This is a genomic window from Enterococcus caccae ATCC BAA-1240, assembly GCF_000407145.1.
Lineage (GTDB): Bacteria > Bacillota > Bacilli > Lactobacillales > Enterococcaceae > Enterococcus_L > Enterococcus_L caccae.
Window position 1 is genome coordinate 299,754 of the sequence record NZ_KE136476.1, and the last position, 22,923, is coordinate 322,676.

The window sequence follows — 22,923 nt, forward strand, 5'->3', positions numbered from 1 at the left end:
ATTTTTACGCTGATTTTCGTTTCCTGTAACGTTTTAATAGTTGATAAAATAATACGCTGAAAAGAACAGAAATGCTAATCAAAACGCCTAAGATAAAATTTCGTTGCTGATAGTGCATCGTGATTTGATGCTTTCCAGCAGCTAAGTCGATCCCTGTAAAATTACCTAAGACCGATATTGCTTTAACTTTTTTTCCATCAACTGTGATTTGCCAATTTTTGTCATAAGGTATCGCCAAATAGAGCAAAGTATTTTTAGAATCTGTAACCGTTATTTCACCTGTCAAGGTTCCAGAGGTCTGTTGATTAAGTTGGATTGCTTTTGACTTTTGTTTCGTAATCAATGAATCAAAGGTTTCCTGCTGTAATGTTTTTAATGTTATCGTTTGGTCTTCCAGTTCTTTTTCAGACTCTAGTTGCAATTGGATAGTAGTATCTTTTTTAAAGTAGCCAAGATTAAATAGCTGATTGGTTGCGATAAAAACGGCTGGCTGAATGTTCTCCCCATTTACTTTAAAAGATGTTATTTTTTTCCAATTGATTTCTGGCGCATATAGATACAACTCACCGTTAGCAGTTGTTTTTGTTGTAAGTGTGTACTGATTATCAGTGGGGGCTTCCCAAACTATTTTTTGAGTGTCTTGAAAATAATTTTGCTTATTTTGTTGGATTTTTTGTAAAATTGTTTCTTGATTTTTTAAAGGCTGCTTTTTTGTTAGTTCTACAGCACTAAACGATGAAGGCACTAAAAAGCCCATGCCGATTGCTTCAGGATTTTTATAAACATTTGTAGATGAATCACTTGAAAGGTTCTTTTGATACGATTTTATTTCAGGTGTTAGTTGATACGATACATTCAAAAGTAAATTAATCACTTTTGATTCATCCACATAAGCGATTCTGCGATCATTTTTTTGATATAAACCCAAAGCATGAAGTGTATCTTGCGTTTTTGCATCCAAAGTAGAAGTGTAACTTGAGACACCAGCATACCCATATAAAATCGGATTATTGTATCCATTGTTTTTCTCGTTGTAACCAGCAGCATCAGAATCGATCGTTTGTTTTAGTCGAAATAAGTTGGGTTCTTTATTTTGTAAATCTGAAATAATACTATCTTGAATTTGAAAGGTTTGCGCAAACTTTTCTTGATTACCAAAAGGAATGTCCTTAAAGCTAACCCAAAAATTAAAGACTAATTCTGAGTAAACGACTAAAAATAATAATCCATAAACACAGACTCTTTTTACACCGCTGAATTTCTGGCTAAACATAATCAAGCTAAAGATAAGCCAAATGCTAAGCAGACTGATAATAAAATAGTAATCAGACAAAAGAAATATTTTTTCTTCAGAAAATTTCAAAGCAACATAACCAATGAGCAGCAGTCCAGAGAGAATAGTAGGGATCATGATTCTTAGTTTTGCACCAGCTTTCAATTTCAAAAAGGCTTCATAGGCAAATTTTATGATTAAAAAACTAAAGATAAAGGTATTACGATAGGGAAAACCAGCTGGACTTTGGAACATGTGCCAAATTGTATTCACTAATTCCAACCAAAAACTTAAGAAAATAAATCCAATCAGAAATGCGGCTCCCCATTTTTCCTTTTTAGAAATGGCGGTCAGCTGAAAATATGCAACAAATAATAAGAACATTAAGATTCCAGAAAAAATCGTTGGTAAATGTTCTAAACGCCATTCAAAATTTACACTGCCAAGGCCCAATTGAGATAGAAAGTTAAGACCGAAATTAGGTGTAGGTAAAAATGTTTGCCACTCGAAATTTGTTTTCTTTGTTGCTAACATTCCTTCGATAGCTGGAATCAAAATAAAACTTGTACTGATCCCCGTAAGAAAAGAAGTCAGAAAAAATAAGCGTCCTTCTTTGATAAAGTGCCAGACTGATTTCTTTTTAGATACTTCATTTTTTTGATAATACCAGTAAAGACTATAACATACAGCAAAAATACAGAGCATGTACCCCATATAATAATTGGTCACAATCGACAAAAATAATGTTACACAATAAAGTCCATACTTTTTATGATCCCATAGTTGCTGTATACCTAAAACTAGCAATGGAAGTAAAATAAGGGCATCCAACCACATGAAATTCAAACAATATACCGTTACAAAACCGCATAAACTATAGGATGTAGAAAAAAGCAATGTAGATAATGTAGAATCCTTATATGTTTTGTGGAGATAATAAAACATCGAGCTACCCATTAGTGAAATTTTTAAGGTAATAATCAGTAGGATCGCAATCGGTAACTGTTCATAAGAGAAAAACAGCACTAAAATATTGAAAGGGCTTAGTAAATAGTAGGCACTTAACGGTAAGATCGTTCCACCAAGCGCATCAGAAAACGAATAAAGTGAATAGGTATCTCCTTGGAAAAATTGCTTAAGTGAACTTAAAAAAGGCATATACTGTGTCCCTAAATCGCTAACTAAGAGATTATTATTTCCAAAAGGGGCTAACCTTAAAATTGACCAAAGGATAATTAATAATAGGAATGGTAGGAAAAAACTCCAACTAATCAATACATTTTTTCTTTTGTTTAACATATTTTTATACTGCTCCTCTATTCTAATGATTTATAACTGTTTTAGGATAAAGGTTCAATCAATCCTTGTAAATCAAACGAACTACCTGCAACAATGCTATTTTGAAACGAATTATTTATAAATGGAACGGTGCTTGAAACGCTCTAAGAATCTAGTCTATCACGGGATCAAGTATTGATGCAAAAAAATCAATAAGGACTTCGTACACATAACCCTGTTTATTTTAGCACAACAGGTTTTATTTAAAAGAGATGAGCTATTTGTTTACTCTTTTTTATAAAATAGCACAATATTTTTTTCACAATTGAACATTTATGGATTTATAGACTTTAATTAGTGAAAAGCTTCTCTGCTTTCTATATAATGGGTATTGAGGAGTTGATAAGATGTCATTAACGATAGAAGAAGCAATCGAATGGATTCATAGTAGACTACCTTTTGGTTCCAGACCAGGTCTTGAGCGTGTGGAAGCACTATTAAAAAAAGTTGGTCATCCTGAAACAAAAGTTCCAACGATTCATATTGCAGGAACAAATGGCAAAGGCTCTACAGTAACGTATTTGCGCTGTATGTTAGAAGAGTTAGGATTGAAAGTCGGTACCTTTACTTCTCCATATATTGAGCATTTCAACGAACGAATTGCTATCAATGGGCAGGGGATTTCAGATGGCTATATTATCCAGTATGTAGAAAAATATCAACAGCTGATCGAAGAGATGGATCAAACGCCTAGTAGCGCAGGGATCACTGAATTTGAAACATTAACTGCTATGGCTTTGGAGTATTTTTTAGATGAACAGGTTGATATCGCTATTGTAGAAGTTGGTCTTGGCGGTTTATTAGACAGTACCAATGTTGTAAAACCAATGTTGACTGCAATTACGACGATTGGAAAAGATCATACCGAAATTTTAGGGGATACACTTGAAAAAATCGCTTTTCAAAAAGCTGGCATTATTAAAGAGTCAATTCCAGTTGTGACTGGAAATATTGAAGCGGCTGCGTTTGCTGTGATCGATGAAATTGCAAGCAAACAACATAGTAAGGTATACCGCTACGAGAAAGATTATAAAGCTGAGTATTTACATCCAGATAAAAATTGGGGTGAGACGTTTAATTTTTACGGTGAAGCCGGCAAAATATCTAAAGTCAAAGTACCATTATTAGGCCGTCATCAAGTTGAGAATGCGGCAGTTTCTATCGAGCTATTTTATCTTTACTGTGAGATGAGAAAAATCAATTTTACAGACAGAGATGTGTGCCAAGGGTTAGCTAAGGCTCAGTGGCCTGCTCGTATGGAAAAAATTAGTGATGAGCCGTTGATTATTTTAGATGGTGCGCATAATGATCATGCGATGCGTCGCTTGGCCGAAAATTTAAAAAAAGAATTTCCTAATCGTGAAATCCATATTTTGTTTTCTGCACTAGCTTCAAAAAATATTGATCAGATGATTACTATTTTACGAGGAGTGCCTAATGTTCATTTATATTTGACTACCTTTGATTATCCTAGAGCGATTGAGTTAACAAAAATGGAACACTTTGAAGATGACAAAACGGAAATCGTTTCATTGTGGCAATTTGGATTAGGTGAGATTTTAGAAAAAATGTCAGCCGATGATTTGATGTTAGTGACAGGATCACTTTATTTTGTATCGCAGGTGAGGGAATTGTTAATGAATTTAGGATCTGGTGAAGGGAACTAGTTTAACGAGAAAAATATAAAGCTTAACGAGCTCAATCAGCTTTTCAATTAGGAGGATAAGAATGAAAGAAATCGATGGCGTGATTTTTGATATGGATGGTTTATTATTTGATACTGAGTTGATTTATTATCAGTCAACGCAAAAAATAGCAGATGCGATGAACTTTCCATATAGTAAAGAGGTTTATTTAGAATTTTTAGGGGTGTCAGATGAAGAGGTTCAAGAAAACTATCATCGAATCTATCAAGATTTCGGTAAAGCAAAAGTCGATGAGTTTATTCAACGGTCCTATGACGATACTTACCAAGTTTTTGAATCAGGAGAAGTGCCTTTAAAAGAAGGCGTTTTGGAATTACTTGATTTTCTTGATCAACAAGAGATTCCAAGAGTTGTCGCTTCAAGTAATGTTCGTCCAGCGATTGAATTACTATTAGATGGAGCCGGGATCAAGGAGCGTTTTTCTGGCATTGTTTCAGCAGAAGATGTGACTAGAGCAAAACCAGATCCAGAAATTTTTCAAAAAGCATTAGCTCACTTAGGAACGAATGCGGAAAAAACATTGATTTTTGAAGATTCATTTCATGGTGTATCAGCTGCACACGCAGCGGGTGTTCCTGTAATTATGGTTCCCGATTTGTTAATGCCAACAAACGAAATCAAAGAAAAAACAGTAGAAATTTTCGATAGTTTAACGCAAGTTCCAGATTATTTAAAAAAATAAAATCCTCACTCCTTTACGTATCTTTTAGTAGAAGCGCATAAAGGAGTGATTTTTGATCAAAGAGGAGAAACTATTTATCAGAGAAATGCCAGAAGATTGTTTACCACGAGAACGGTTAGAAGTTGTAGGTGAAAAAGCTTTATCAAATCAAGAATTGTTGGCAATCATACTACGAACAGGTTCCAAGAATAGCAATGTGATGGAAGTAGCGTCTAAATTTTTGAATTATTTCAATCATTTATATGAGTTGAAAAACGCGACATTGACTGAAATGATGGAAATCAAAGGGATTGGTCGCATCAAAGCAATTGAGCTGAGGGCAGCGATTGAATTTGGATATCGAATCCAGCAAAGTACTCAGTTGAAATTAGGAAAGGTTTCTTCTAGTTATCAAATTGCACAAAATTTAATTTACGAATTGCAAGATCTTCAGCAGGAACATCTGGTTTGTTTATACTTGAATACTAAAAATGAAGTGCTTAAGCAAGAGACCGTGTTCAAAGGATCATTAAACCAGTCTGTCGCTCATCCTAGAGAGATTTTCCGCAGTGCAGTGAAGTATTCTGCAGCACGTTTGATTCTCGCACATAATCACCCATCTGGTAACCCGACACCATCAGAAAGTGATATTCATTTCACTCAAAGAATGCAGGAATGTGGAAAGATGATGGGGATTGAAGTATTAGATCATATCATTATTGGAGAACAAGTTTACACCAGCATGAGAGAAGAAAATTTTTTTGCTGCAGACTAACTAGATTTCTTGCAAAAATAAGGGTTCGCATGTACAATGTTAGTGTAATCTTGTTTGGGACAATATAGAAGTTTTAATTTTAAAACCCTCTATCGTACACGGGCAATGTTACAATATTTAGTGCTTAAGCACGAGGAGGAACAAAAGAATGGAACAAGGAACAGTAAAATGGTTTAACGCAGAAAAAGGATTTGGATTTATCTCTCGCGAAGACGGTAGCGATGTATTCGTACATTTCTCAGCTATCCAAGGTGAAGGATTCAAAACAATCGAAGAAGGCCAATCAGTAAGCTTCGACGTTGAAGATTCAGATCGTGGACCTCAAGCAGTTAACGTTGTAAAAAACTAATTCATCCATTCCAAAACATCTAGCAAATTTGCTAGATGTTTTTTTTGCTGTGAAACACTATGATTATAGCCAAAGCAGATGTTGAACAGCACCAGACGACAAATGGGAGCGTAGTAACCCTCATGATTGAAATGCCTATAGTTTATATCTAATAATTTATGTAGAGAATAAATAGATTGCGAAGTAAAAGTCCTAATTAGGATTAAAATAGCTAAATTTAAAACAAAAAAGGCATCCGTGAGTAACATTCACTAGACACCTTTAAATCGTATTAGAACTTGAATCGCTCATTTAGGTTGATAACTCCTTAAATAGATTTTTTCAATTCTTTTACTGCTTGTGTAATCGTGATACCATAAGCTACATTTGTTTGGTCATTTGCATCGATGGCCATAAACAAATTTTTCTTTGTATCAAGTGCTACACGGTATTTTAATACTTTATTACCAAATGTCATAATAATTCTCCTTTCTTGATTCTTATGAAAGGCAACGATATCTGATAACGAAATTCCATGATTACTATATCATGGCTCACAAGAAGTGTAAAGAAGAAAGTTTTTAATGCGGCAGTATTTTTGTTGAAACCCTTTTCTTGTAGTATAATGAATGTACCAAAGAAGGAGGTTTTTTATCATGGGAGAGTCATACAAGAATATTTTAGTTGCTGTAGATGGTTCTGAACAATCAGAAAATGCTTTTCAGGAAGCCATAAAAATTGCCAAACGAAATGGTGCTGCTTTACACATATTGTCTGTTATTGAAGAGATGGGCAATTATTTTGGAGAACTAACAATGTCGATGGGCACCTTGATGGAAGATCTTCGCTCAAAAGAAGAAGAAGAAATGAAGAAAAGAGAATCAAAAGCTCTTGAACAAGGTGTAGTTAAAGTATTTACGTATGTTATGTATGGTTATCCAAAAACACTGATCGCTGATTTTACAGAGTCTGAAGAACCAATCGATTTAATCGTTATTGGAAGAACTGGTTTAAATGGCTTTGAGCGGCTGATGGTCGGTTCGACGACTGCTTACGTTGTCAATCATACGAAAGCTAATGTTTTAGTGGTCAATAATGAAGCTTAAAAAAGCTAAGATAGGGGAGGGAAAAATGAAGGCACGATAATTGTTTTTCCATTTTGGTGACTAAGGGAGTATTTTACCAGGATTTCCGAAGTAGTCATCTTTGCTTCGCTATTTATTCTAGTTTTAAGGGGCTGAGTGATAACTCGAAGAGTTATCGCTCAGCCCCTTAAAATAAGTAAACGGTGGAAAAAGTAGCTCCTGACTCTTATTTCTTGGAGCAGGTCACTTTTACCTTGAATGTAACATTATGAAGTCATGATCATTGGTAAAATCATTGGATGACGTTCTGTTTTTTCAAATAAGAACGGCTGTAGAGCCGCTGTAATGGCATCACACAATTTTGATTCTGTACAATTTTCATCACGTAATGCTTCACGAATCGCATTGAACAGTATGCGTTGTCCTTCATGGATCATTTCGCCAGATTCTCTCATATAGACAAAACCGCGAGATAAAATATCTGGACCAGCTAAAATTTCTTTGTTTTTGATATCAACTGTCGCTACAGCTAGAACCAAGCCTTCTTCAGAAAGAATTCTACGATCACGTAGGACAACGTTGCCGATATCACCGACACCATTACCATCCACATAAACATCATTCGCATTGAAGTGTCCAGCGATATGAGCATCATCTGCTGTTAAAGCCAATACGTCCCCATTCTCCATAATGAAACAATTGGAAGCAGGAACACCAACATCTTGTGCTAATGATGCGTGGATTTTCAACATTCTAAATTCACCATGAACTGGTACGAAGTATTTAGGTTTCATTAAGCTGAGCATCAACTTTTGTTCTTCTTGACCACCATGTCCTGAGGTATGGATGTTATTGATTTTTCCATGAATAACTTCAGCCCCAGCTTCTGAAAGCAAGTTGATCAAACGATTGACGCTTGTCGTATTTCCAGGAATCGGTGAACTTGAGAAAATCACTGTATCACCTGGTTGGACCGAAATTTGACGGTGAGTTCCGTTAGCGATCCGACTCAAAGCGGCCATTGGCTCACCTTGAGATCCTGTACATAAAATCATCGTTTCATTAGCAGGGAGTTGATTGAGCTCTGAGGCGTCAACAAAAGTGCCTTTTGGTACATTGATATACCCTAGATGTTCACCATTAACGATCGCATTTTCCATGCTACGACCAAACACCGCAATTTTACGTCCAGTTGCAACAGCGGCATCAGCTGCTTGTTGTAGACGGAAAATATTAGAAGCAAAACTTGCAAAAATAATTCTTCCATCAATCTTTTCAAAAATCTTCAAAATAGAAGAGCCAATTGTTTTTTCTGATTTTGTAAAAGTTGGAATCTCTGCGTTGGTACTATCAGATAGTAGACACAATACGCCTTCTTCACCTAATTTTGCCATACGATGTAAGTTTGCGGGTTCACCAACTGGGGTAAAGTCAAACTTGAAGTCCCCTGTGGCAACAATATTGCCGGATGGTGTTTTAACAACCACACCTAAAGCATCAGGAATACTGTGAGTTGTTCTGAAAAAGCTGATTGCTGTTTTGCGGAAACGAATCACTGTATCTTCATTGATCTCGTGCAACTCGGCATCGCGTAATAACCCGTGCTCATCTAATTTGTTAGTAATCAAAGCTAAAGCCAATGGACCAGCATAAATCGGGATATTCGCTTGACGTAATAAGTAAGGGACACCGCCGATGTGGTCTTCGTGTCCATGAGTGATAACTAACGCTTTGACTTTATGCAGATTTTGAACGATATAGCTGTAATCTGGAATAACATAGTCGATTCCAAGCAAATCATCTTCTGGAAATTTGATTCCAGCATCAATAATGATGATTTCATCTTGAAATTGAACCCCATAAGTGTTTTTTCCGATTTCGCCTAAACCGCCTATCGCAAAAACGCCAGTTTCGTTGTTTTTTATATTTACTTTCATATTAAAACTCCGTTAAAGAGAATTCCGCGTGCTCTTGTTCATAAGCTAAATGATTTTCATCAAGTGCTTGAATGTATTCAATGTTGTATGGGGTATTTTCTTCTACTTGTTGACGCACGATCACGTCGTTTTCAGCTTCTACATAAATTGATTTTGTATCTTCTCTTTTTGGGTTTCTCGTTTTTGTTTCTTGATAATAAACTTTATAAATCATCGTTTCTTCTCCTTTATCTGCTTAAGCAGTTAATTATTTATTTTAATATTTTCTTACTGTAATTTTGAACACAACAAAATGAGGTGATCGTCCACCCTAAAGACAATTGTCACCAAGAACATTCGTTGATGATGAAATGAAGCCTCGACTTTGCTTCATGTGACTTGTTTTATGGAATCTGTACTTTCTTTCAAGCGTCCGTTGTGTTGTGTGTACAACAATTAACCGTATTTTATCATAAAATAGTGAATAAGTATAGAAACAGACTTGTGACTTAAAGAAAACTATTGTTCATTAGGTTCTTTTAGAGTAGAGCTATTTTTTTTATTAAAATACACATTTAGAGCAACTAAATGCAGTAAAAAGATGATAGCTAAAGTAATTGTCATAAATGGATTTCGAACGATTAAACAAGGAATAGCAAAAACCACGAACAAACTTGAAAATAATTTTATCCGACCTAGTGGCGTAATCTTTTTTTCTACAATAGATTCTTGAATGTATTTTCGATAATAAGTCGATTCAACAAATGTTGAATATAAAGAATCAGAGCTGCGCATCCAGAAAAATGCTGTCAAAATATAAAAAATTGCTGTAGGTAAAATCGGTAAGAAAATCCCTAGGGTTCCAAGAAAGAAGGTGAGGCAGCCTAGAGCAATATAAAGTATTTTTTTCATTGAGTCGATCCATCTCTTTCCTCTATTTTTGATACAAAAATTAAAGTAATTTTCATTATACCATAGTAAAATGGTTCGGTTGATTATTTAGGTGGAAAGTCATGGATTTTCATTTAAATATAATTTACCTAGCTGTTGGTTTTATGCTATAGTGAAAGTACTGGGTCAAAAATTGAAATAGGAGATGATTGATTGAAATTGATGTGGCGTTACACGATGAGATATAAGAAATTATTATTTTTAGATTTCATTTGTGTTTTTGGATTTATATTGATTGAACTAGGATTACCGACGATTTTAGCACGAATGATTGATGTTGGGATTAAAAATAATGATTATGATTATGTTAAACAGCAGGGATTGCTAATGATTGGAATCACAGTTGTCGGTGTGGCAATGAATATCATGCTAGGGTATTTTGGTGCACGAATGACAACGAATATTGTTCGTGATATTCGTGATGATCTATTTGAAAAAGTACAGACTTTTTCCCATCGTGAATATGAAACAATCGGGGTATCATCGTTGATTACAAGAACGACAAATGATGCTTATCAAATCATGTTGTTTATGGGGAATATTTTACGCATTGGTTTTATGACACCAATGATGTTTTTTGTCAGTTTATATATGGTTATGCGAACAAGTCCTTCATTGGGATGGTTTGTTTTAGGCGCATTGCCCTTTCTTTTAATCGCTGTAGTACTGATTGCTAAAGTATCTGAGCCGTTATCCAATAAGCAGCAAAAAAACTTGGATGGAATCAATGGCATTTTAAGAGAGAATCTTTCTGGTTTACGAGTGATTCGTGCCTTTGTAAACGAAAAATTTGAAGAAAGCCGTTTTAGCAAAGTGAATGAAGACTATACGAAAAGTTCTAAAAGCCTTTTCCGTTTGATGGCAGCAGCCCAACCAGGATTTTTCTTCTTATTTAATATCGTCATGGTCTTGATTATCTGGAATGGTGCACTGCAAATCGATCAAGGTAGCTTATTAGTTGGAGATTTGATTGCCTTTATTGAGTATATATTCCATGCATTATTCTCGTTTATGCTATTTGCCAGTGTATTCATGATGTACCCTCGTGCTGCTGTTTCAGCTCGGCGTATTCAAGAAGCGTTTGATATGGAACCAGTGATTCGTGAAAATGAAACAGGGGTAACAGAGACTAAGACAAAGGGATACTTAGAATTTAAGAATGTAACATTCGCTTATCCTGGGCACTCAGAGAGTCCGGTGATCCGTAATGTTAGTTTTACAGCTTCCCCTGGGGAAACTGTCGCGTTTATCGGTAGTACTGGGAGTGGAAAATCAACATTGATTCAATTGATTCCGCGTTTTTATGACGTTTCAGAAGGTCAAGTATTGCTAGATGGTGTGGATGTTCGTGATTATAAACTTAGCGCGTTACGCAATAAAATCGGTTATATTCCGCAAAAAGCGTTGCTATTTACAGGAACGATTGCGGAAAATATGCGTTATGGCAAAGAAGATGCAACGATTGAAGAGATGGAGTTAGCAGCCGATATTGCACAGGCGACAGAGTTTATTTCACAAAAACCTGATGGATACGATGAACTTCTTTCAGAAGGCGGAACAAACTTCTCGGGTGGACAAAAACAACGTTTAGCGATTGCTAGAGCGGTCATTCGTCGTCCAGAAGTGTATATATTTGATGATAGTTTTTCAGCACTAGATTATCAAACCGATGCGAATTTAAGAGCACGTTTGAAAAAAGAAACAACAGAATCAACTGTTTTGATTGTAGCACAGCGTGTAGGAACGATCATGCATGCAGATAAAATTGTTGTTTTAAATGAAGGGGATGTCGTAGGCATCGGAACCCATCGTGAATTACTTGAGAATTGTCCTATCTATTATGATATTGCTGCTTCTCAATTGTCAGAGGAGGAACTAGCATGAAAAAGGCACTCTCTTCTATTAGACGTTTAGGTAGATATATCGGTCCTTACAAAGGCACGTTTATCTTAGTCATTATTTTTACGATTTTGACCGTTGCTTTTAATGCGGCTTTGCCGTATGTTTCTGGTTTGCCTATTACTGAAATCAGTAATAATGTTGCTGCAGGAGAAGGCTTGAACTATTCCTATATCATTCAATGTCTGATTTGGATCTTGATTGTTGGTCTAGGTTATTGTGCGGCACAATTTTTATCTGGCTTTTTGATGGCAACTGTTGTCCAACACTCTATGCGTGATTTGCGTCGAGATATCGATGAGAAAATCAATCGTTTGCCTGTTTCGTATTTTGATAAAAACCAACAAGGAAATATCTTATCGCGCGTAACCAATGATGTGGATGCAGTTAGTAATGCAATGCAGCAGAGCTTTATCAATATTGTTTCAGCAATTCTTGGTATTGTGATGGCGGTTGTGATGATGTTTTATATTAACTGGTTGATGGCGCTGATTTCGATTGTGATGATCCCATTATCTTTATTGATTTCAAAAACGATCGTTGGTATTTCTCAAAAATATTTCCAAGGTATGCAAAATGCGCTAGGGAATTTAAATGGTTATGTCCAAGAAAATATGACTGGTTTTAGTGTATTAAAACTCTATGGTCGAGAAAAAGAGACTTTAGATGGGTTTAAAAAAGTTAATCATAATCTAAATAATTTTGGGTTCAAAGCAGCCTTTATTTCTGGTTTGATGCTTCCACTTGTACAGATGACGGCCTATAGTGCTTATATTGGTATGGCTGTTTTGGGTAGTTACTATGTTATTACGGGTGTGATCGTGGTTGGTCAACTGCAAGCATTCATTCAATACATTTGGCAGATTAGTCAACCAATGGGAAATATTACCCAGTTGTCAGCGGCCTTACAAAGTGCATCTGCCGCAACGACACGAGTTTTTGAAATTTTAGATGAGCCTGAAGAAGAATTGAATGAACAAAATATTCCTTTACCAGAAAATGTTCAAGGTTCAGTTCAGTTTGATAACGTTAGCTTTAGTTATGATCCAGCGAAACCATTGATCAGAAATTTGAATTTTGAAGTAAAAGCAGGTCAAACGGTGGCAATTGTTGGTCCAACTGGTGCAGGAAAAACCACATTAATCAATTTATTGATGCGTTTTTATGATGTAAATGATGGTGCAATCAAAATAGATGGCATCGATACGAAGAAAATGGATCGTAGCGATGTTCGCTCAGTTTTCGGTATGGTATTACAAGATGCCTGGTTATATGAAGGAACGATTTCGGATAATATTCGTTTTGGTAAACTAGATGCAACTGATTACGAAGTTGTAGATGCAGCTAAAACAGCCAATGTTGATCATTTTATCCGAACAATGCCTGATGGTTATGAAATGGAAATCAACTCTGAAGGAGATAACGTATCTCTTGGGCAAAAACAATTGTTGACAATTGCTAGAGCAGTGATTTCTGATCCAAGAATTTTAATTTTAGATGAAGCGACAAGTTCAGTTGATACTCGTTTGGAAGCTTTGATCCAAAAAGCAATGGAACGAGTGATGGAAGGGCGCACTAGCTTTGTGATTGCCCACCGTTTATCAACGATTCGTGAAGCTGATTTGATTCTGGTGATGAATCAGGGAGAAATTATTGAAAAAGGAACTCATAATGAGCTGCTAGAACAAGGCGGTTTTTATGAAAAATTATATAATAGTCAATTCGCGGAAGATGGCGATTATGAGTAACCAATATAAAGGGAAGACACTGAATTAGGTGTTCTTTCCTTTTTTTATAATGAAGAATCTTTTCAACAACAGAATCGATCTAAGTTTGATATAATAATCGTAATAAAAGAGGTGATCGGTATGACAAAAGAGTATTTTATTGCAGCAAGCGCAGATGTTTACGGCAACGTAGTACTGGGGAAAGATACCAGTATCTGGTTTCAGTCTGTATTAAGAGGGGATAACAATACAATTACCATTGATGCAGGAAGTAATGTACAGGATGGTACAGTGATCCATGTTGATCAAGAGGCTCCTGTCATGATTGGTGAAAATGTGACCGTTGGGCATCACTGTATGCTTCATGGTTGTACAGTAGAGGATGGCGCTCTGATTGGGATGAGCTCGACCATTTTAAATCATGCAATAATCGGGAAAAACAGTTTGATAGGGGCAGGTTCTTTAATCACAGAAGGAACTGAAATTCCACCAAATGTGTTAGCTTTTGGCCGTCCAGCAAAGGTAGTCCGTCCTTTAACGAGAGAAGAAATTCGTAAAAATAAAGAAAACGCTCAACATTATGTTAAACTATCTAAAGAGTTCCTAACAGACAAGTATCAGAGACTGACTTGAGTAGATAGAGAATTTACCTTCTCTTTGTAAATAAAGATCTAGTGCATATCTTTCGAAAATTGCTTATTTAGGTGTTAGGCTTAGTGCAAAAATAAGGAAAGAAGTGAGCCTAGATGTTCTTAAAAATTAGTGATGAAGCACAGTTGAAATTGACTCCGTATCTTGAAAGCAAAGCGGTGCTGATTTTAGATTTAGATGATGGTGTGGGTAAGTATTCAAGAATGGGTGTTTGTTCATTGGATACAAGTTTTCGTCTATTGATATTGGATCAATTACAAGATACATCCGATTTTGATCTAACTCTTGATTCAGATATTGGGGCAGTATACATCAAGGACTATTCTAAACGGTATTTAGATGAAGAAATGACGCTAGAAGTTGATCAACGTTTACAAGTATTCAAACTGAAAAGTCCAAGTGGTGTTCTAGATGGTAATGTACCACTCGTTGATTTACGACCGAATCAAACAATAGAATAGTAAAGAAGCGGTTGAGACAAACACCCCTGAGGGCAATAACCTTCATGGGTGTTTGTTTCGACCGCTTTCTTTAATCTGGTCTTTTTATATCAAATAATTTATCAATATGAGCATATGTATGACCAGCTAATCGTGCGATTGGCTTAAATTTTTCTGGTATAATATACTCATTTTCTTTATCAAAAATAGTATCAGTAAAATAAAAATCAGTGATTTCGACAACAAATAAATCAGTAATGACCTGTTCTTCATGATTTTTAATAGGGACATATTGATGGAGACGAGCTTCCATCCGAATGGGTGCTGCTTTGATTCCAGGTACAGCGACTGATTTGCTTGAAATAGTTTCTATCTTATTGATCGTTATTTCACTTTGTTCTGGTTCTAAGGAAGCAGCTGTTTTATTCATCAACTCAACAACTTGATCATTGACTAAATGAATCACGAGCTCCTTTGTGTCTAGAATATTTCTTGCAGTATCTTTAATTGAACCATTCTGTCTAAGAATTGATAAAGTTGCTAACGGAATATCTGAGGCAGCAGCATTAAAAAAACTAAATGGCGCAGCATTGATTGTTCCGTGATCCGGATTCATTGATGTTACCCAAGCGATTGGTCTTGGAATAATACTGCCGGATAAAAATTTATATGCTTGTTTTGATGTTAGCCTGTTTGTCGGATAATGCAACATAGATTTTCCCCAATTCTTTCGTGTTCAACGTGATTTGTTTGCATCGGAAGTATCGAAAGGACGAACGAATTCTTCGATTTCTGTTCTTTTACTTTCCAAAAATGGAGGCAAAGAGAGCTTTTCTCCAGCCGTTTCATAGGTTTCATCTTGTAAAAAACCAGGGCCGTCAGTAGCTAATTCAAACAAAATATGAGGAGCAGCTCTAAAATAATCAGATTTGAAGTAAAAACGTTCAACAAATCCAGAGTTCGGAAATTGCAGACGATTGATTTTATCGATCCAAAAACGTAACGCTTCTTGATCTGCTACGCGAAGGGCTAAATGATGAACGTTGCCAAAACCTTCTTGCGCTTCTGGAAGGTCATCTCGATGTTCTACAATTATACTGGCCCCGTTACCACCATCGCCTACTTCAAATAAGTGGAAATGTCCTTCAGCATCAATTAACTTGAATCCTAGAACCTCAATCAAAACTCTTTGCATATGATCAAAATCAGCTACAGTTACAAATACAGGACCTAATCCTGTCAAAGCGTATTCAGTAGGAACATCCGATTTTTTCCAAGGGGTACCACTTGTGACCCCTTGATTATTCTCATCAGAGATCAATTGGTATCGTTGTTGATCAAAATCTTCAAATTCCAAATATTTTTTACCAAAACGTTCTTGAATTTCGCCATGGTCAATTTGATTTTCATTAAAGCGATCGATCCAATAAATTAAAGCTGCATCATTCTTAACACGAAATGAAGTGCGAGAAATCGTATTTGTTCCTTTCGTTCCTTTAGGAATACCTGGGAAATCGAAAAAGGTCATATCAGTTCCAGCAGAGCCAAGATCATCGGCAAAAAATAAATGGTATGTTTCGATATCATCTTGATTAACTGTTTTTTTTATTAAGCGCAAACCTAAAATATCCGTAAAGAAGCGATAAATTTTTTCTGCACTTGATGTCATTGCTGTAACGTGATGAATACCGCGAATATGTGTGTCCATAATATAAAACCTCCAAGTTGATAATTATTTTTGTTAGTTAACTTACTAAAAGTAAGTTTACATCTAAACCAATAAATAAGCAACTTTTTTATCTTTTCCTAACTATTGCTAGAAAGAATAAAGAGGAGTACCATAGGATTATTAAATAGGAAAAGAAGGTAGGGGAAAGTGATGGAAGAGAAAAAAACGTTTCATGTCAATGGCTATATTGCATTAGTCGTGCTGATTATTTTACTTATTATTGGTAGTTATTCTTTTTACATGGGGGTAACAGATGAACGTTTTGGTATGATTGCGATTGGTTTTGTGTTGTGGATAATCTCTGCTTTATTTTTAAGTTCATTGACGATCGTTAGTCCGAATCAAGCTAAAGCAATATTATTTTTTGGACAATATCTAGGGACGATCAAAGAGAACGGCTTATTTGTGACGACTCCTTTGACACAAAAAATCAACGTCTCACTAAAAGTGCGCAATTTCAACAGTTCTTTATTGAAGGTAAATGATTCGGATGGGAATCCAGTTGAGATTTCCGCTGTAGTGGTTTTTAGAGTTGTGGATACAGCGAAGGCATTATTTGATGTTGATCGTTATCAAGATTTTGTAGAGATTCAAAGCGAAACTGCAATTCGACATATTGCCACTCAGTATCCATATGATACATTTAATGACGATGACCTTACCTTACGTGGTAATACTAATGAAGTATCAGAAGAATTGGCAAGAGAATTGCAAGAACGTTTAGCAGCAGCAGGTGTTGAGGTCATCGAAACACGTTTAAATCACTTAGCCTACGCAACTGAAATTGCAAGTGCGATGCTACAAAGACAGCAAGCAAAAGCAATTCTTTCTGCACGTCAAATTATTGTTGAAGGTGCAGTATCTATGACGCAAATGGCATTAGAACAAATCGAGGATGGTCAACAAATAAACTTTACCGATGATCGTAAAGTACAATTGATCAACAATCTTTTAGTATCAATCATTACCGATAAAGGAACACAGCCTGTCATTAACACAGGTGACATTCACGAATGATAGAAAAAGAAAGTGAGTAGTTTATGCAGTATAAAAAGATTTTATTTGATTTAGATGGAACAATTACAGATTCTGGCGAAGGAATCATTCATTCTGTAGTCTACGCTTTAAAGAAAATGAATAGACAATTACCAGCTATTGAAGAGTTAAATTCATTTATAGGGCCACCTTTAAATGAATCATTCAGTAAATTATATCACCTAGATACTCAGGCAACGGATTTAGCAGTGCGTTATTATCGTGAATATTATCAAACAAATGGAATGTACGAAAACCGTGTATATGTTGGTATTCCTGAGCTGTTAGCTGCATTAAAGAAAGCTGGGTGTACTCTTTATATTGCAACGTCTAAACCAGAAATATATGCAAAGCAAATCTTAGTTCATTTTGAACTCAACGACTATTTTGATGGGGTATATGGAGCTAGTTTAGATGGAGGTCGTTCAAAAAAAGGAGATGTCATAGAGTATGCACTGAAAGAAGCTAAGATAACGCGCTTAGAGGAAACAGTGATGATCGGTGATCGCAGCCACGACATAATAGGTGCTAAAGAGAATAAACTAGCTAGTATCGGTGTGTTGTATGGATTTGGGGATCGAGCAGAGTTGGAAACAGCAGGAGCTGAATATATTGCTCTAACACCAGAAGAAATCCAAAAAATAATTATCAACTAATCGGTCAAAAAAGAGTTGCTTACTTTATAGGAAGGCTAAAACATAACGTTACAAGTTACATCGTAGCCTCATATAATCCGAATAATTAATGGAAGGAGTTAAACCATTCTGTTACAGACTGCTCATTCAAGTATACCAGCTCTTTTTTAGTTGGTTATTCTGGGAGTTGATCATAAGCAAGTTGCTCGATAATCTCTTTGTGATCAGGATAACGTGCAATCAATTGTGTTTTTGTAAACAATTCAAAATCTTGATAATCAAATCCAGGAGAGACCATACAGCTGACAAGTGCAAATTCTCCCCCATTTTCGATGCTAGAACCAAAAATTACATCTTTAGGCACAACAGCTTGCAACACTTCTCCATTTTCTAAATCAGCACCAAGTTGGATGATTTCATATTCTCCATCTGGATACAGTAAATGAATACTTAATGCTGAACCAGAATGATAATACCAGACTTCATCAGAAGTTAAGCGATGGAAATGAGAAGGATTGTCATTTGTTAGTAAAAAATAAATGCTTGTATAATAAGGGCGCTTTTTATCGAATGCTACTTGTAGTGACTGTGTAGAACGTAATACTTGTTTAAAATACCCACCCTCTGGATGTGCTTCTAACCCTAGTTGTGATATCCAGTAATCTTGATTTTTCTCCATGATCCTACCTCCAATTAAATAAGTTTAGTGTATTAAATCTATTAAGACCAAACTGAATTGTACGAGACTTCATTGTAATGTTGTCACTTCATTTATAGCTCTATTTTACCTATTAGGCTGAAAAAATGAAACTTTATCTGATAAATCGGTGAATTTGATGAGTTATTCTCAAATATTTTAATAAAATACTTATAATTTGATAAAAGAAAGCCTTTTCTTCGGTTATAATTAAGTTCAATACATCACATGAAGGAGAGTCTTATGAGCAAAATTAAAACAGTTATTGTCGGTGCCAATCATGCAGGAATCGCTGCAGCAAACACATTGTTGGATACTTATTCCGATCAAGAAGTCGTAATGATCGACCGAAATACGAACCTTAGTTACCTTGGGTGTGGGACAGCGCTATGGGTAGGTCGTCAAATTGAATCATACGAAAACCTATTTTATACTAATAAAGAGGCCTTTGAAGCAAAAGGGGCTAAAATTTACATGGAAACAACAGTAGAATGTGTTGATTTTGAGCAAAAAATCGTTCATTGCAAAAAAAGCAATGGGGAAGAATTCACTGAAACCTACGATAAATTGATCTTAGCGACAGGGTCAGCACCAATCAATCCTACCATTCCTGGAAGAGATTTAAAAAATGTTGAATTTTTGAAACTTTTCCAAGATGGTCAAACAGTTGATACTGCCATGGCAAAAGAAGAAGTCAAAACGGTTGCAGTGATTGGAGCCGGTTACATTGGAGTTGAAATTGCAGAAGCAGCTAAACGTCGTGGCAAGCATGTTTTATTATTTGATGCAGCTGACAGATGTCTGCCGAATTATTATGATAAATGGTTTACGGCTGACATGGATAAAGTCTTAGCTGACAATGGCATCGAACTGCACTACAATGAATTAGCAAAAGAATACAAAGGAACTGAAAAAGTTGAAGCTATCGTAACAGATAAGGGCGAATATGCTGTTGATTTAGTGATCAACGCGATTGGCTTCAGACCTAATAATGGTTTAGGGAAAGATCACTTAGAATTATTTGCTAATGGTGCTTATCTTGTTGACCTGCATCAACAAACAAGTGATCCTAGCGTTTATGCAGTAGGGGATTGTGCAACAATTTTCTCAAATGCTGTACAGCAAACAACCTATATTGCTTTAGCTACAAACGCTGTACGTTCAGGGATTGTTGCAGCGCATAACGTGGGTGGTACACCACTAGAATCGATCGGAGTTCAAGGCTCGAACGGGATTTCAATTTTTGGCTACCACATGGTTTCTACTGGACTAACGGTGCAAGAATCAGAACGGTTAGGGCTAAAAATAAAATACACTGAATTTGAAGATTTACAAAAACCAGGCTTCATGAAAGAAAACAATAAAGTAAAAATTAGAATCGTCTACGAAGAAGGCAGTCGCCGAATTGTTGGTGCACAAATGGCTTCTTATGAAGATATTTCAATGGGAATCCATATGTTCTCATTAGCAATCGAAGAACAAGTAACGATCGATAAACTAAAGTTATTAGATATTTTCTTCTTGCCTCACTTTAATCAACCCTATAACTATATTACAATGGCGGCTCTTAGTGCTGAATAATTGTAATAAAGAAAGGCTGAGAATTCGCGTTCTCAGCCTTTTATTTGAAAAGAATCCTAAAACAAATCTTACAAGTTAGTGACTTTTCTCTAAAAAAGTTTAAATTTAAAAAGCTTTCATGTATAATAGTTAAAGTTAAAGAAGATACAGAGAGAAAGTAAGGAGGATTTGTTTTGGCAGAAGATAACCAAAATAATCAAGATCATTCCAGTTCTTCATTTAAAGATCAGGTCTTGCGATCTTTGCGAGGAGAAGAAATAGGAAATGATGATTCAGCTTCTTCTGAACATAATGCTCAGAACTCATCACAGCATAACGAAGCAGAATACAATAGATCATATCGCTCTCAGCCTAACGATCAGGAAGAACCAGTCAGTGTAGCTGACACGCATTCAGTCGGATCTCGCAGTGCTGAACATCATTCTAAAAGAGTGGAGCTTCCAGAAACAGGTGAGCAGCCTGATCCAAGTAACAGCGAAGATTCTAAAAATGATAGTGAAAATAAACGAACTAGAAAAAGAGAAGATCGAATCGTTGGACGAATCGTCCTGATTGTTGCCTCAGTGTTAATTTTGGTCATTGCGATTTTTGGTTTTACTTTTTATAAATATGTCAATGCAGGGCTACAGCCACTTGACAAAAAAGATACGAAACTAGTTCAAGTGCATATTCCGGAAGACTCATCTAATAAGAAAATCGCTAATATTTTAGAAGACAGTAAGGTGATTAAGAGCGGACTTGTGTTCAATTACTATGCAAAGTTTAAAAACTTGACTGATTTTCAGGCAGGTTACTATCAAATGTCACCGGATATGACATTGGATGAGATTGGCGCTCTCTTAAGAGAAGGTGGGACAGCTGAACCAACGCAACTAGCTGATGGAAAAGTAACGATTCCAGAAGGATTTGATATTGATAAAATCGGTGATGCAGTCGAAAAAAACACCCAATTCAAGAAAACCCAATTTATTGAATTAATGAAAAATCAAGCATTTTTCGATGCAATGAAAGCAAAATACCCAGAATTGTTGGGAAGTGCAGCTGAGGCCAATGGAGTTCGTTATCGTTTAGAAGGTTATCTATTCCCTGCGACCTACGATTACTATAAAGAAGCGAAATTAGAAGATTTTGTCGATCAAATGATTGCAAAATCAAGTAGTGTGATCGAGCCTTATATTCCAATAGTTCATGCAAAAGGGATGACGATCCAGCAAGTTCTAACACTGGCGTCGTTGGTAGAAAAAGAAGGCGTGAAAGAAGAAGATCGCAAGAAAATCGCTCAAGTTTTCTTTAATCGATTTGCAGCGAATATGCCATTACAATCAGATATTTCTATTCTATACGCATTAGGAGAACATAAAGAATTAGTGACTTATAAAGATTTAGAAGTGGACTCACCTTATAACCTTTATAAAAATACGGGATATGGTCCAGGACCATTTAACAGTCCTAGTGAGCAAGCAGTAAATGCTGTTTTAAATCCAATTGCAAATGATTACCTGTACTTTGTTGCCGATATTTCAACAGGAAATGTTTATTTTGCAGAAACATACGAACAACATCAAGAACTTGTGGCTAAATATGTCAATAAAACTGAAACAGAAAAAAGTGAATAGCCTTTTAGTATTGCGTATTATATTACGAGCCAACCTATAAATTAGGCGGCTCGTTTCGCTTTACTATGGAAACCTAAATTCAATATAGGAAAGATGAGTAATGAGTAATCTGTAAAAAATTCTAGTAGATTTATAAAAATTAAGGGAATATTATTTACAATTTGCTTAAAGCGTGGTACTCTTTTCTGGATTGAAAGCGGAATTTTTCAATGAAAATAAAACATTGTAGTAAGTTAAGAAGGAGAAATTAACATGGCAGAAAAAGTATTTCCTATGACACTTGAAGGAAAAGAAAAATTAGAACAAGAGTTAGAAGAATTAAAAACAGTTAAACGAAAAGAAATCGTTGAACGTATAAAAATTGCGAGAAGCTTTGGTGATCTATCAGAAAACTCTGAGTATGAATCAGCTAAAGATGAACAAGCTTTTGTAGAAGGGCGCATCACAACATTAGAAAATATGATTCGCTTTGCTCAAATCATTGATAATGATGGTGTTGATTCAGACGAAGTTTCAATTGGAAAAACAGTGACGTTTATTGAACTACCCGATGGTGATGAAGAAGAATATACCATTGTAGGAAGTGCAGAAGCAGATCCTTTTTCTGGTAAAATTTCAAATGATTCACCAATTGCACAAGCATTGATTGGGAAACGTTTGAATGATCAAGTGGCAATTGCAACTCCTGGTGGAGATATGCAAGTAAGAATCACGAAAGTTGGTTAACAAAACAGTTAATAAGAATAAAGGGCGGGCCAAAGCTATCATTAGTTTTGTCTTGCCCTTTAAACCTGAATAGATAGCGGATAGACCCTGAGTTCATGACCAAAATTAGGGCTAAAGTCCTATAGTAAAATGAGGCTTTAGCAACTAACATTAA

At 35.8% G+C, this 22,923-nt stretch carries 22 protein-coding genes; 14 read left to right on the top strand and 8 right to left on the bottom strand.

What is annotated here, in order from left to right:
- Positions 1-4 precede the first annotated feature (4 nt).
- Positions 5-2,572, bottom strand: a complete 2,568-nt coding sequence (locus tag I580_RS15840) for a YfhO family protein (protein ID WP_010770908.1) — start codon at positions 2,570-2,572, stop codon at positions 5-7.
- Positions 2,573-2,958: 386 nt separating this feature from the next.
- Here I580_RS15840 and I580_RS15845 point away from each other — a divergent pair, with 386 nt between their 5' ends.
- From I580_RS15845 to I580_RS15860, 4 genes are all read left to right on the top strand, one after another.
- Positions 2,959-4,278: a bifunctional folylpolyglutamate synthase/dihydrofolate synthase gene (locus tag I580_RS15845; RefSeq protein ID WP_010770909.1), complete on the top strand. Its 1,320-nt coding sequence runs from the start codon at positions 2,959-2,961 to the stop codon at positions 4,276-4,278.
- A gap of 61 nt (positions 4,279-4,339) precedes the next feature.
- Positions 4,340-4,999, top strand: coding sequence for an HAD family hydrolase (locus I580_RS15850; protein ID WP_010770910.1), 660 nt, complete (start codon positions 4,340-4,342; stop codon positions 4,997-4,999).
- Between the two features lie 85 nt (positions 5,000-5,084).
- Positions 5,085-5,753 (top strand): RadC family protein, encoded by a 669-nt coding sequence (gene radC, locus I580_RS15855; RefSeq protein ID WP_034860098.1) that lies wholly within the window; start codon positions 5,085-5,087, stop codon positions 5,751-5,753.
- A 148-nt stretch (positions 5,754-5,901) separates the two neighbouring features.
- Positions 5,902-6,102, top strand: coding sequence for a cold-shock protein (locus I580_RS15860; RefSeq protein WP_010760372.1), 201 nt, complete (start codon positions 5,902-5,904; stop codon positions 6,100-6,102).
- 307 nt (positions 6,103-6,409) lie between these two features.
- Here I580_RS15860 and I580_RS17125 read toward each other — a convergent pair whose 3' ends face one another.
- The gene (locus tag I580_RS17125; RefSeq protein ID WP_010765983.1) at positions 6,410-6,559 is read right to left on the bottom strand and encodes a hypothetical protein; all 150 of its coding nucleotides are present in this window, start codon (positions 6,557-6,559) and stop codon (positions 6,410-6,412) included.
- A 178-nt stretch (positions 6,560-6,737) separates the two neighbouring features.
- Here I580_RS17125 and I580_RS15870 point away from each other — a divergent pair, with 178 nt between their 5' ends.
- Positions 6,738-7,187 carry a universal stress protein gene (locus I580_RS15870; protein WP_010770912.1) on the top strand — a complete coding sequence of 150 codons (450 nt, stop codon included), beginning with the start codon at positions 6,738-6,740 and terminating at the stop codon, positions 7,185-7,187.
- Positions 7,188-7,432: 245 nt separating this feature from the next.
- Here I580_RS15870 and rnjA read toward each other — a convergent pair whose 3' ends face one another.
- The 3 genes from rnjA to I580_RS15885 all read right to left on the bottom strand — a co-directional run bounded on the left by rnjA (position 7,433) and on the right by I580_RS15885 (position 9,994).
- Complete coding sequence (rnjA, locus tag I580_RS15875; protein ID WP_010770913.1) at positions 7,433-9,103, bottom strand: ribonuclease J1; 1,671 nt, start codon at positions 9,101-9,103, stop codon at positions 7,433-7,435.
- A 1-nt stretch (position 9,104) separates the two neighbouring features.
- Complete coding sequence (locus tag I580_RS15880) at positions 9,105-9,317, bottom strand: DNA-directed RNA polymerase subunit epsilon (RefSeq protein WP_010770914.1); 213 nt, start codon at positions 9,315-9,317, stop codon at positions 9,105-9,107.
- A gap of 284 nt (positions 9,318-9,601) precedes the next feature.
- Positions 9,602-9,994 (bottom strand): YbaN family protein, encoded by a 393-nt coding sequence (locus I580_RS15885; RefSeq protein ID WP_010770915.1) that lies wholly within the window; start codon positions 9,992-9,994, stop codon positions 9,602-9,604.
- A gap of 192 nt (positions 9,995-10,186) precedes the next feature.
- Between I580_RS15885 and I580_RS15890 the strand changes: the two genes are divergently transcribed.
- The 4 genes from I580_RS15890 to I580_RS15905 all read left to right on the top strand — a co-directional run bounded on the left by I580_RS15890 (position 10,187) and on the right by I580_RS15905 (position 14,771).
- Complete coding sequence (locus I580_RS15890; protein ID WP_010770916.1) at positions 10,187-11,917, top strand: ABC transporter ATP-binding protein; 1,731 nt, start codon at positions 10,187-10,189, stop codon at positions 11,915-11,917.
- Positions 11,914-13,680 (top strand): multidrug efflux ABC transporter subunit EfrB, encoded by a 1,767-nt coding sequence (efrB, locus tag I580_RS15895; RefSeq protein ID WP_010770917.1) that lies wholly within the window; start codon positions 11,914-11,916, stop codon positions 13,678-13,680. Before I580_RS15890 ends, efrB begins: the two co-directional genes overlap by 4 nt.
- Before the next feature lie 120 nt (positions 13,681-13,800).
- Positions 13,801-14,292 carry a gamma carbonic anhydrase family protein gene (locus I580_RS15900; RefSeq protein WP_010770918.1) on the top strand — a complete coding sequence of 164 codons (492 nt, stop codon included), beginning with the start codon at positions 13,801-13,803 and terminating at the stop codon, positions 14,290-14,292.
- 113 nt (positions 14,293-14,405) lie between these two features.
- A complete protein-coding gene (locus tag I580_RS15905) occupies positions 14,406-14,771 on the top strand; it encodes an iron-sulfur cluster biosynthesis family protein (protein WP_010770919.1) in 366 nt (121 codons plus the stop codon).
- A 70-nt stretch (positions 14,772-14,841) separates the two neighbouring features.
- On the opposite strand, the gene I580_RS15910 is transcribed toward I580_RS15905, so the two are convergent.
- A complete protein-coding gene (locus I580_RS15910; protein WP_010770920.1) occupies positions 14,842-15,462 on the bottom strand; it encodes a flavin reductase family protein in 621 nt (206 codons plus the stop codon).
- 24 nt (positions 15,463-15,486) lie between these two features.
- Positions 15,487-16,458 carry a ring-cleaving dioxygenase gene (locus tag I580_RS15915; RefSeq protein ID WP_010770921.1) on the bottom strand — a complete coding sequence of 324 codons (972 nt, stop codon included), beginning with the start codon at positions 16,456-16,458 and terminating at the stop codon, positions 15,487-15,489.
- Positions 16,459-16,629: 171 nt separating this feature from the next.
- Between I580_RS15915 and I580_RS15920 the strand changes: the two genes are divergently transcribed.
- Positions 16,630-17,496, top strand: coding sequence for an SPFH domain-containing protein (locus I580_RS15920; RefSeq protein ID WP_010770922.1), 867 nt, complete (start codon positions 16,630-16,632; stop codon positions 17,494-17,496).
- Positions 17,497-17,519: 23 nt separating this feature from the next.
- Positions 17,520-18,170, top strand: coding sequence for an HAD family hydrolase (locus I580_RS15925; RefSeq protein ID WP_010770923.1), 651 nt, complete (start codon positions 17,520-17,522; stop codon positions 18,168-18,170).
- A gap of 154 nt (positions 18,171-18,324) precedes the next feature.
- On the opposite strand, the gene I580_RS15930 is transcribed toward I580_RS15925, so the two are convergent.
- Entirely contained in the window at positions 18,325-18,828 is a 504-nt protein-coding gene (locus I580_RS15930) for a cupin domain-containing protein (RefSeq protein ID WP_010770924.1), read from the bottom strand.
- Between the two features lie 261 nt (positions 18,829-19,089).
- Here I580_RS15930 and nox point away from each other — a divergent pair, with 261 nt between their 5' ends.
- The 3 genes from nox to greA all read left to right on the top strand — a co-directional run bounded on the left by nox (position 19,090) and on the right by greA (position 22,769).
- On the top strand, positions 19,090-20,427 hold the full coding sequence (gene nox / locus I580_RS15935; RefSeq protein WP_010770925.1) for a H2O-forming NADH oxidase: 1,338 nt from the start codon (positions 19,090-19,092) through the stop codon (positions 20,425-20,427).
- A 431-nt stretch (positions 20,428-20,858) separates the two neighbouring features.
- The gene (mltG, locus tag I580_RS15940; RefSeq protein WP_390621161.1) at positions 20,859-22,043 is read left to right on the top strand and encodes an endolytic transglycosylase MltG; all 1,185 of its coding nucleotides are present in this window, start codon (positions 20,859-20,861) and stop codon (positions 22,041-22,043) included.
- A 252-nt stretch (positions 22,044-22,295) separates the two neighbouring features.
- Complete coding sequence (gene greA / locus I580_RS15945; protein ID WP_010770927.1) at positions 22,296-22,769, top strand: transcription elongation factor GreA; 474 nt, start codon at positions 22,296-22,298, stop codon at positions 22,767-22,769.
- The last annotated feature ends 154 nt before the right edge of the window (positions 22,770-22,923 follow it).

Excerpts from the sequence above, each read along its gene's own strand:
- I580_RS15840 (WP_010770908.1), bottom strand. The coding sequence starts at position 2,572 with ATGTTAAACAAAAGAAAAAATGTATTGATTAGTTGGAGTTTTTTCCTA.
- I580_RS15845 (WP_010770909.1), top strand. The coding sequence starts at position 2,959 with ATGTCATTAACGATAGAAGAAGCAATCGAATGGATTCATAGTAGACTA.
- I580_RS15850 (WP_010770910.1), top strand. The coding sequence starts at position 4,340 with ATGAAAGAAATCGATGGCGTGATTTTTGATATGGATGGTTTATTATTT.
- radC (WP_034860098.1), top strand. The coding sequence starts at position 5,085 with ATGCCAGAAGATTGTTTACCACGAGAACGGTTAGAAGTTGTAGGTGAA.
- I580_RS15860 (WP_010760372.1), top strand. The coding sequence starts at position 5,902 with ATGGAACAAGGAACAGTAAAATGGTTTAACGCAGAAAAAGGATTTGGA.
- I580_RS17125 (WP_010765983.1), bottom strand. The coding sequence starts at position 6,559 with ATGACATTTGGTAATAAAGTATTAAAATACCGTGTAGCACTTGATACA.
- I580_RS15870 (WP_010770912.1), top strand. The coding sequence starts at position 6,738 with ATGGGAGAGTCATACAAGAATATTTTAGTTGCTGTAGATGGTTCTGAA.
- rnjA (WP_010770913.1), bottom strand. The coding sequence starts at position 9,103 with ATGAAAGTAAATATAAAAAACAACGAAACTGGCGTTTTTGCGATAGGC.
- I580_RS15880 (WP_010770914.1), bottom strand. The coding sequence starts at position 9,317 with ATGATTTATAAAGTTTATTATCAAGAAACAAAAACGAGAAACCCAAAA.
- I580_RS15885 (WP_010770915.1), bottom strand. The coding sequence starts at position 9,994 with ATGAAAAAAATACTTTATATTGCTCTAGGCTGCCTCACCTTCTTTCTT.
- efrB (WP_010770917.1), top strand. The coding sequence starts at position 11,914 with ATGAAAAAGGCACTCTCTTCTATTAGACGTTTAGGTAGATATATCGGT.
- I580_RS15900 (WP_010770918.1), top strand. The coding sequence starts at position 13,801 with ATGACAAAAGAGTATTTTATTGCAGCAAGCGCAGATGTTTACGGCAAC.
- I580_RS15905 (WP_010770919.1), top strand. The coding sequence starts at position 14,406 with ATGTTCTTAAAAATTAGTGATGAAGCACAGTTGAAATTGACTCCGTAT.
- I580_RS15910 (WP_010770920.1), bottom strand. The coding sequence starts at position 15,462 with ATGTTGCATTATCCGACAAACAGGCTAACATCAAAACAAGCATATAAA.
- I580_RS15915 (WP_010770921.1), bottom strand. The coding sequence starts at position 16,458 with ATGGACACACATATTCGCGGTATTCATCACGTTACAGCAATGACATCA.
- I580_RS15920 (WP_010770922.1), top strand. The coding sequence starts at position 16,630 with ATGGAAGAGAAAAAAACGTTTCATGTCAATGGCTATATTGCATTAGTC.
- I580_RS15925 (WP_010770923.1), top strand. The coding sequence starts at position 17,520 with ATGCAGTATAAAAAGATTTTATTTGATTTAGATGGAACAATTACAGAT.
- I580_RS15930 (WP_010770924.1), bottom strand. The coding sequence starts at position 18,828 with ATGGAGAAAAATCAAGATTACTGGATATCACAACTAGGGTTAGAAGCA.
- nox (WP_010770925.1), top strand. The coding sequence starts at position 19,090 with ATGAGCAAAATTAAAACAGTTATTGTCGGTGCCAATCATGCAGGAATC.
- greA (WP_010770927.1), top strand. The coding sequence starts at position 22,296 with ATGGCAGAAAAAGTATTTCCTATGACACTTGAAGGAAAAGAAAAATTA.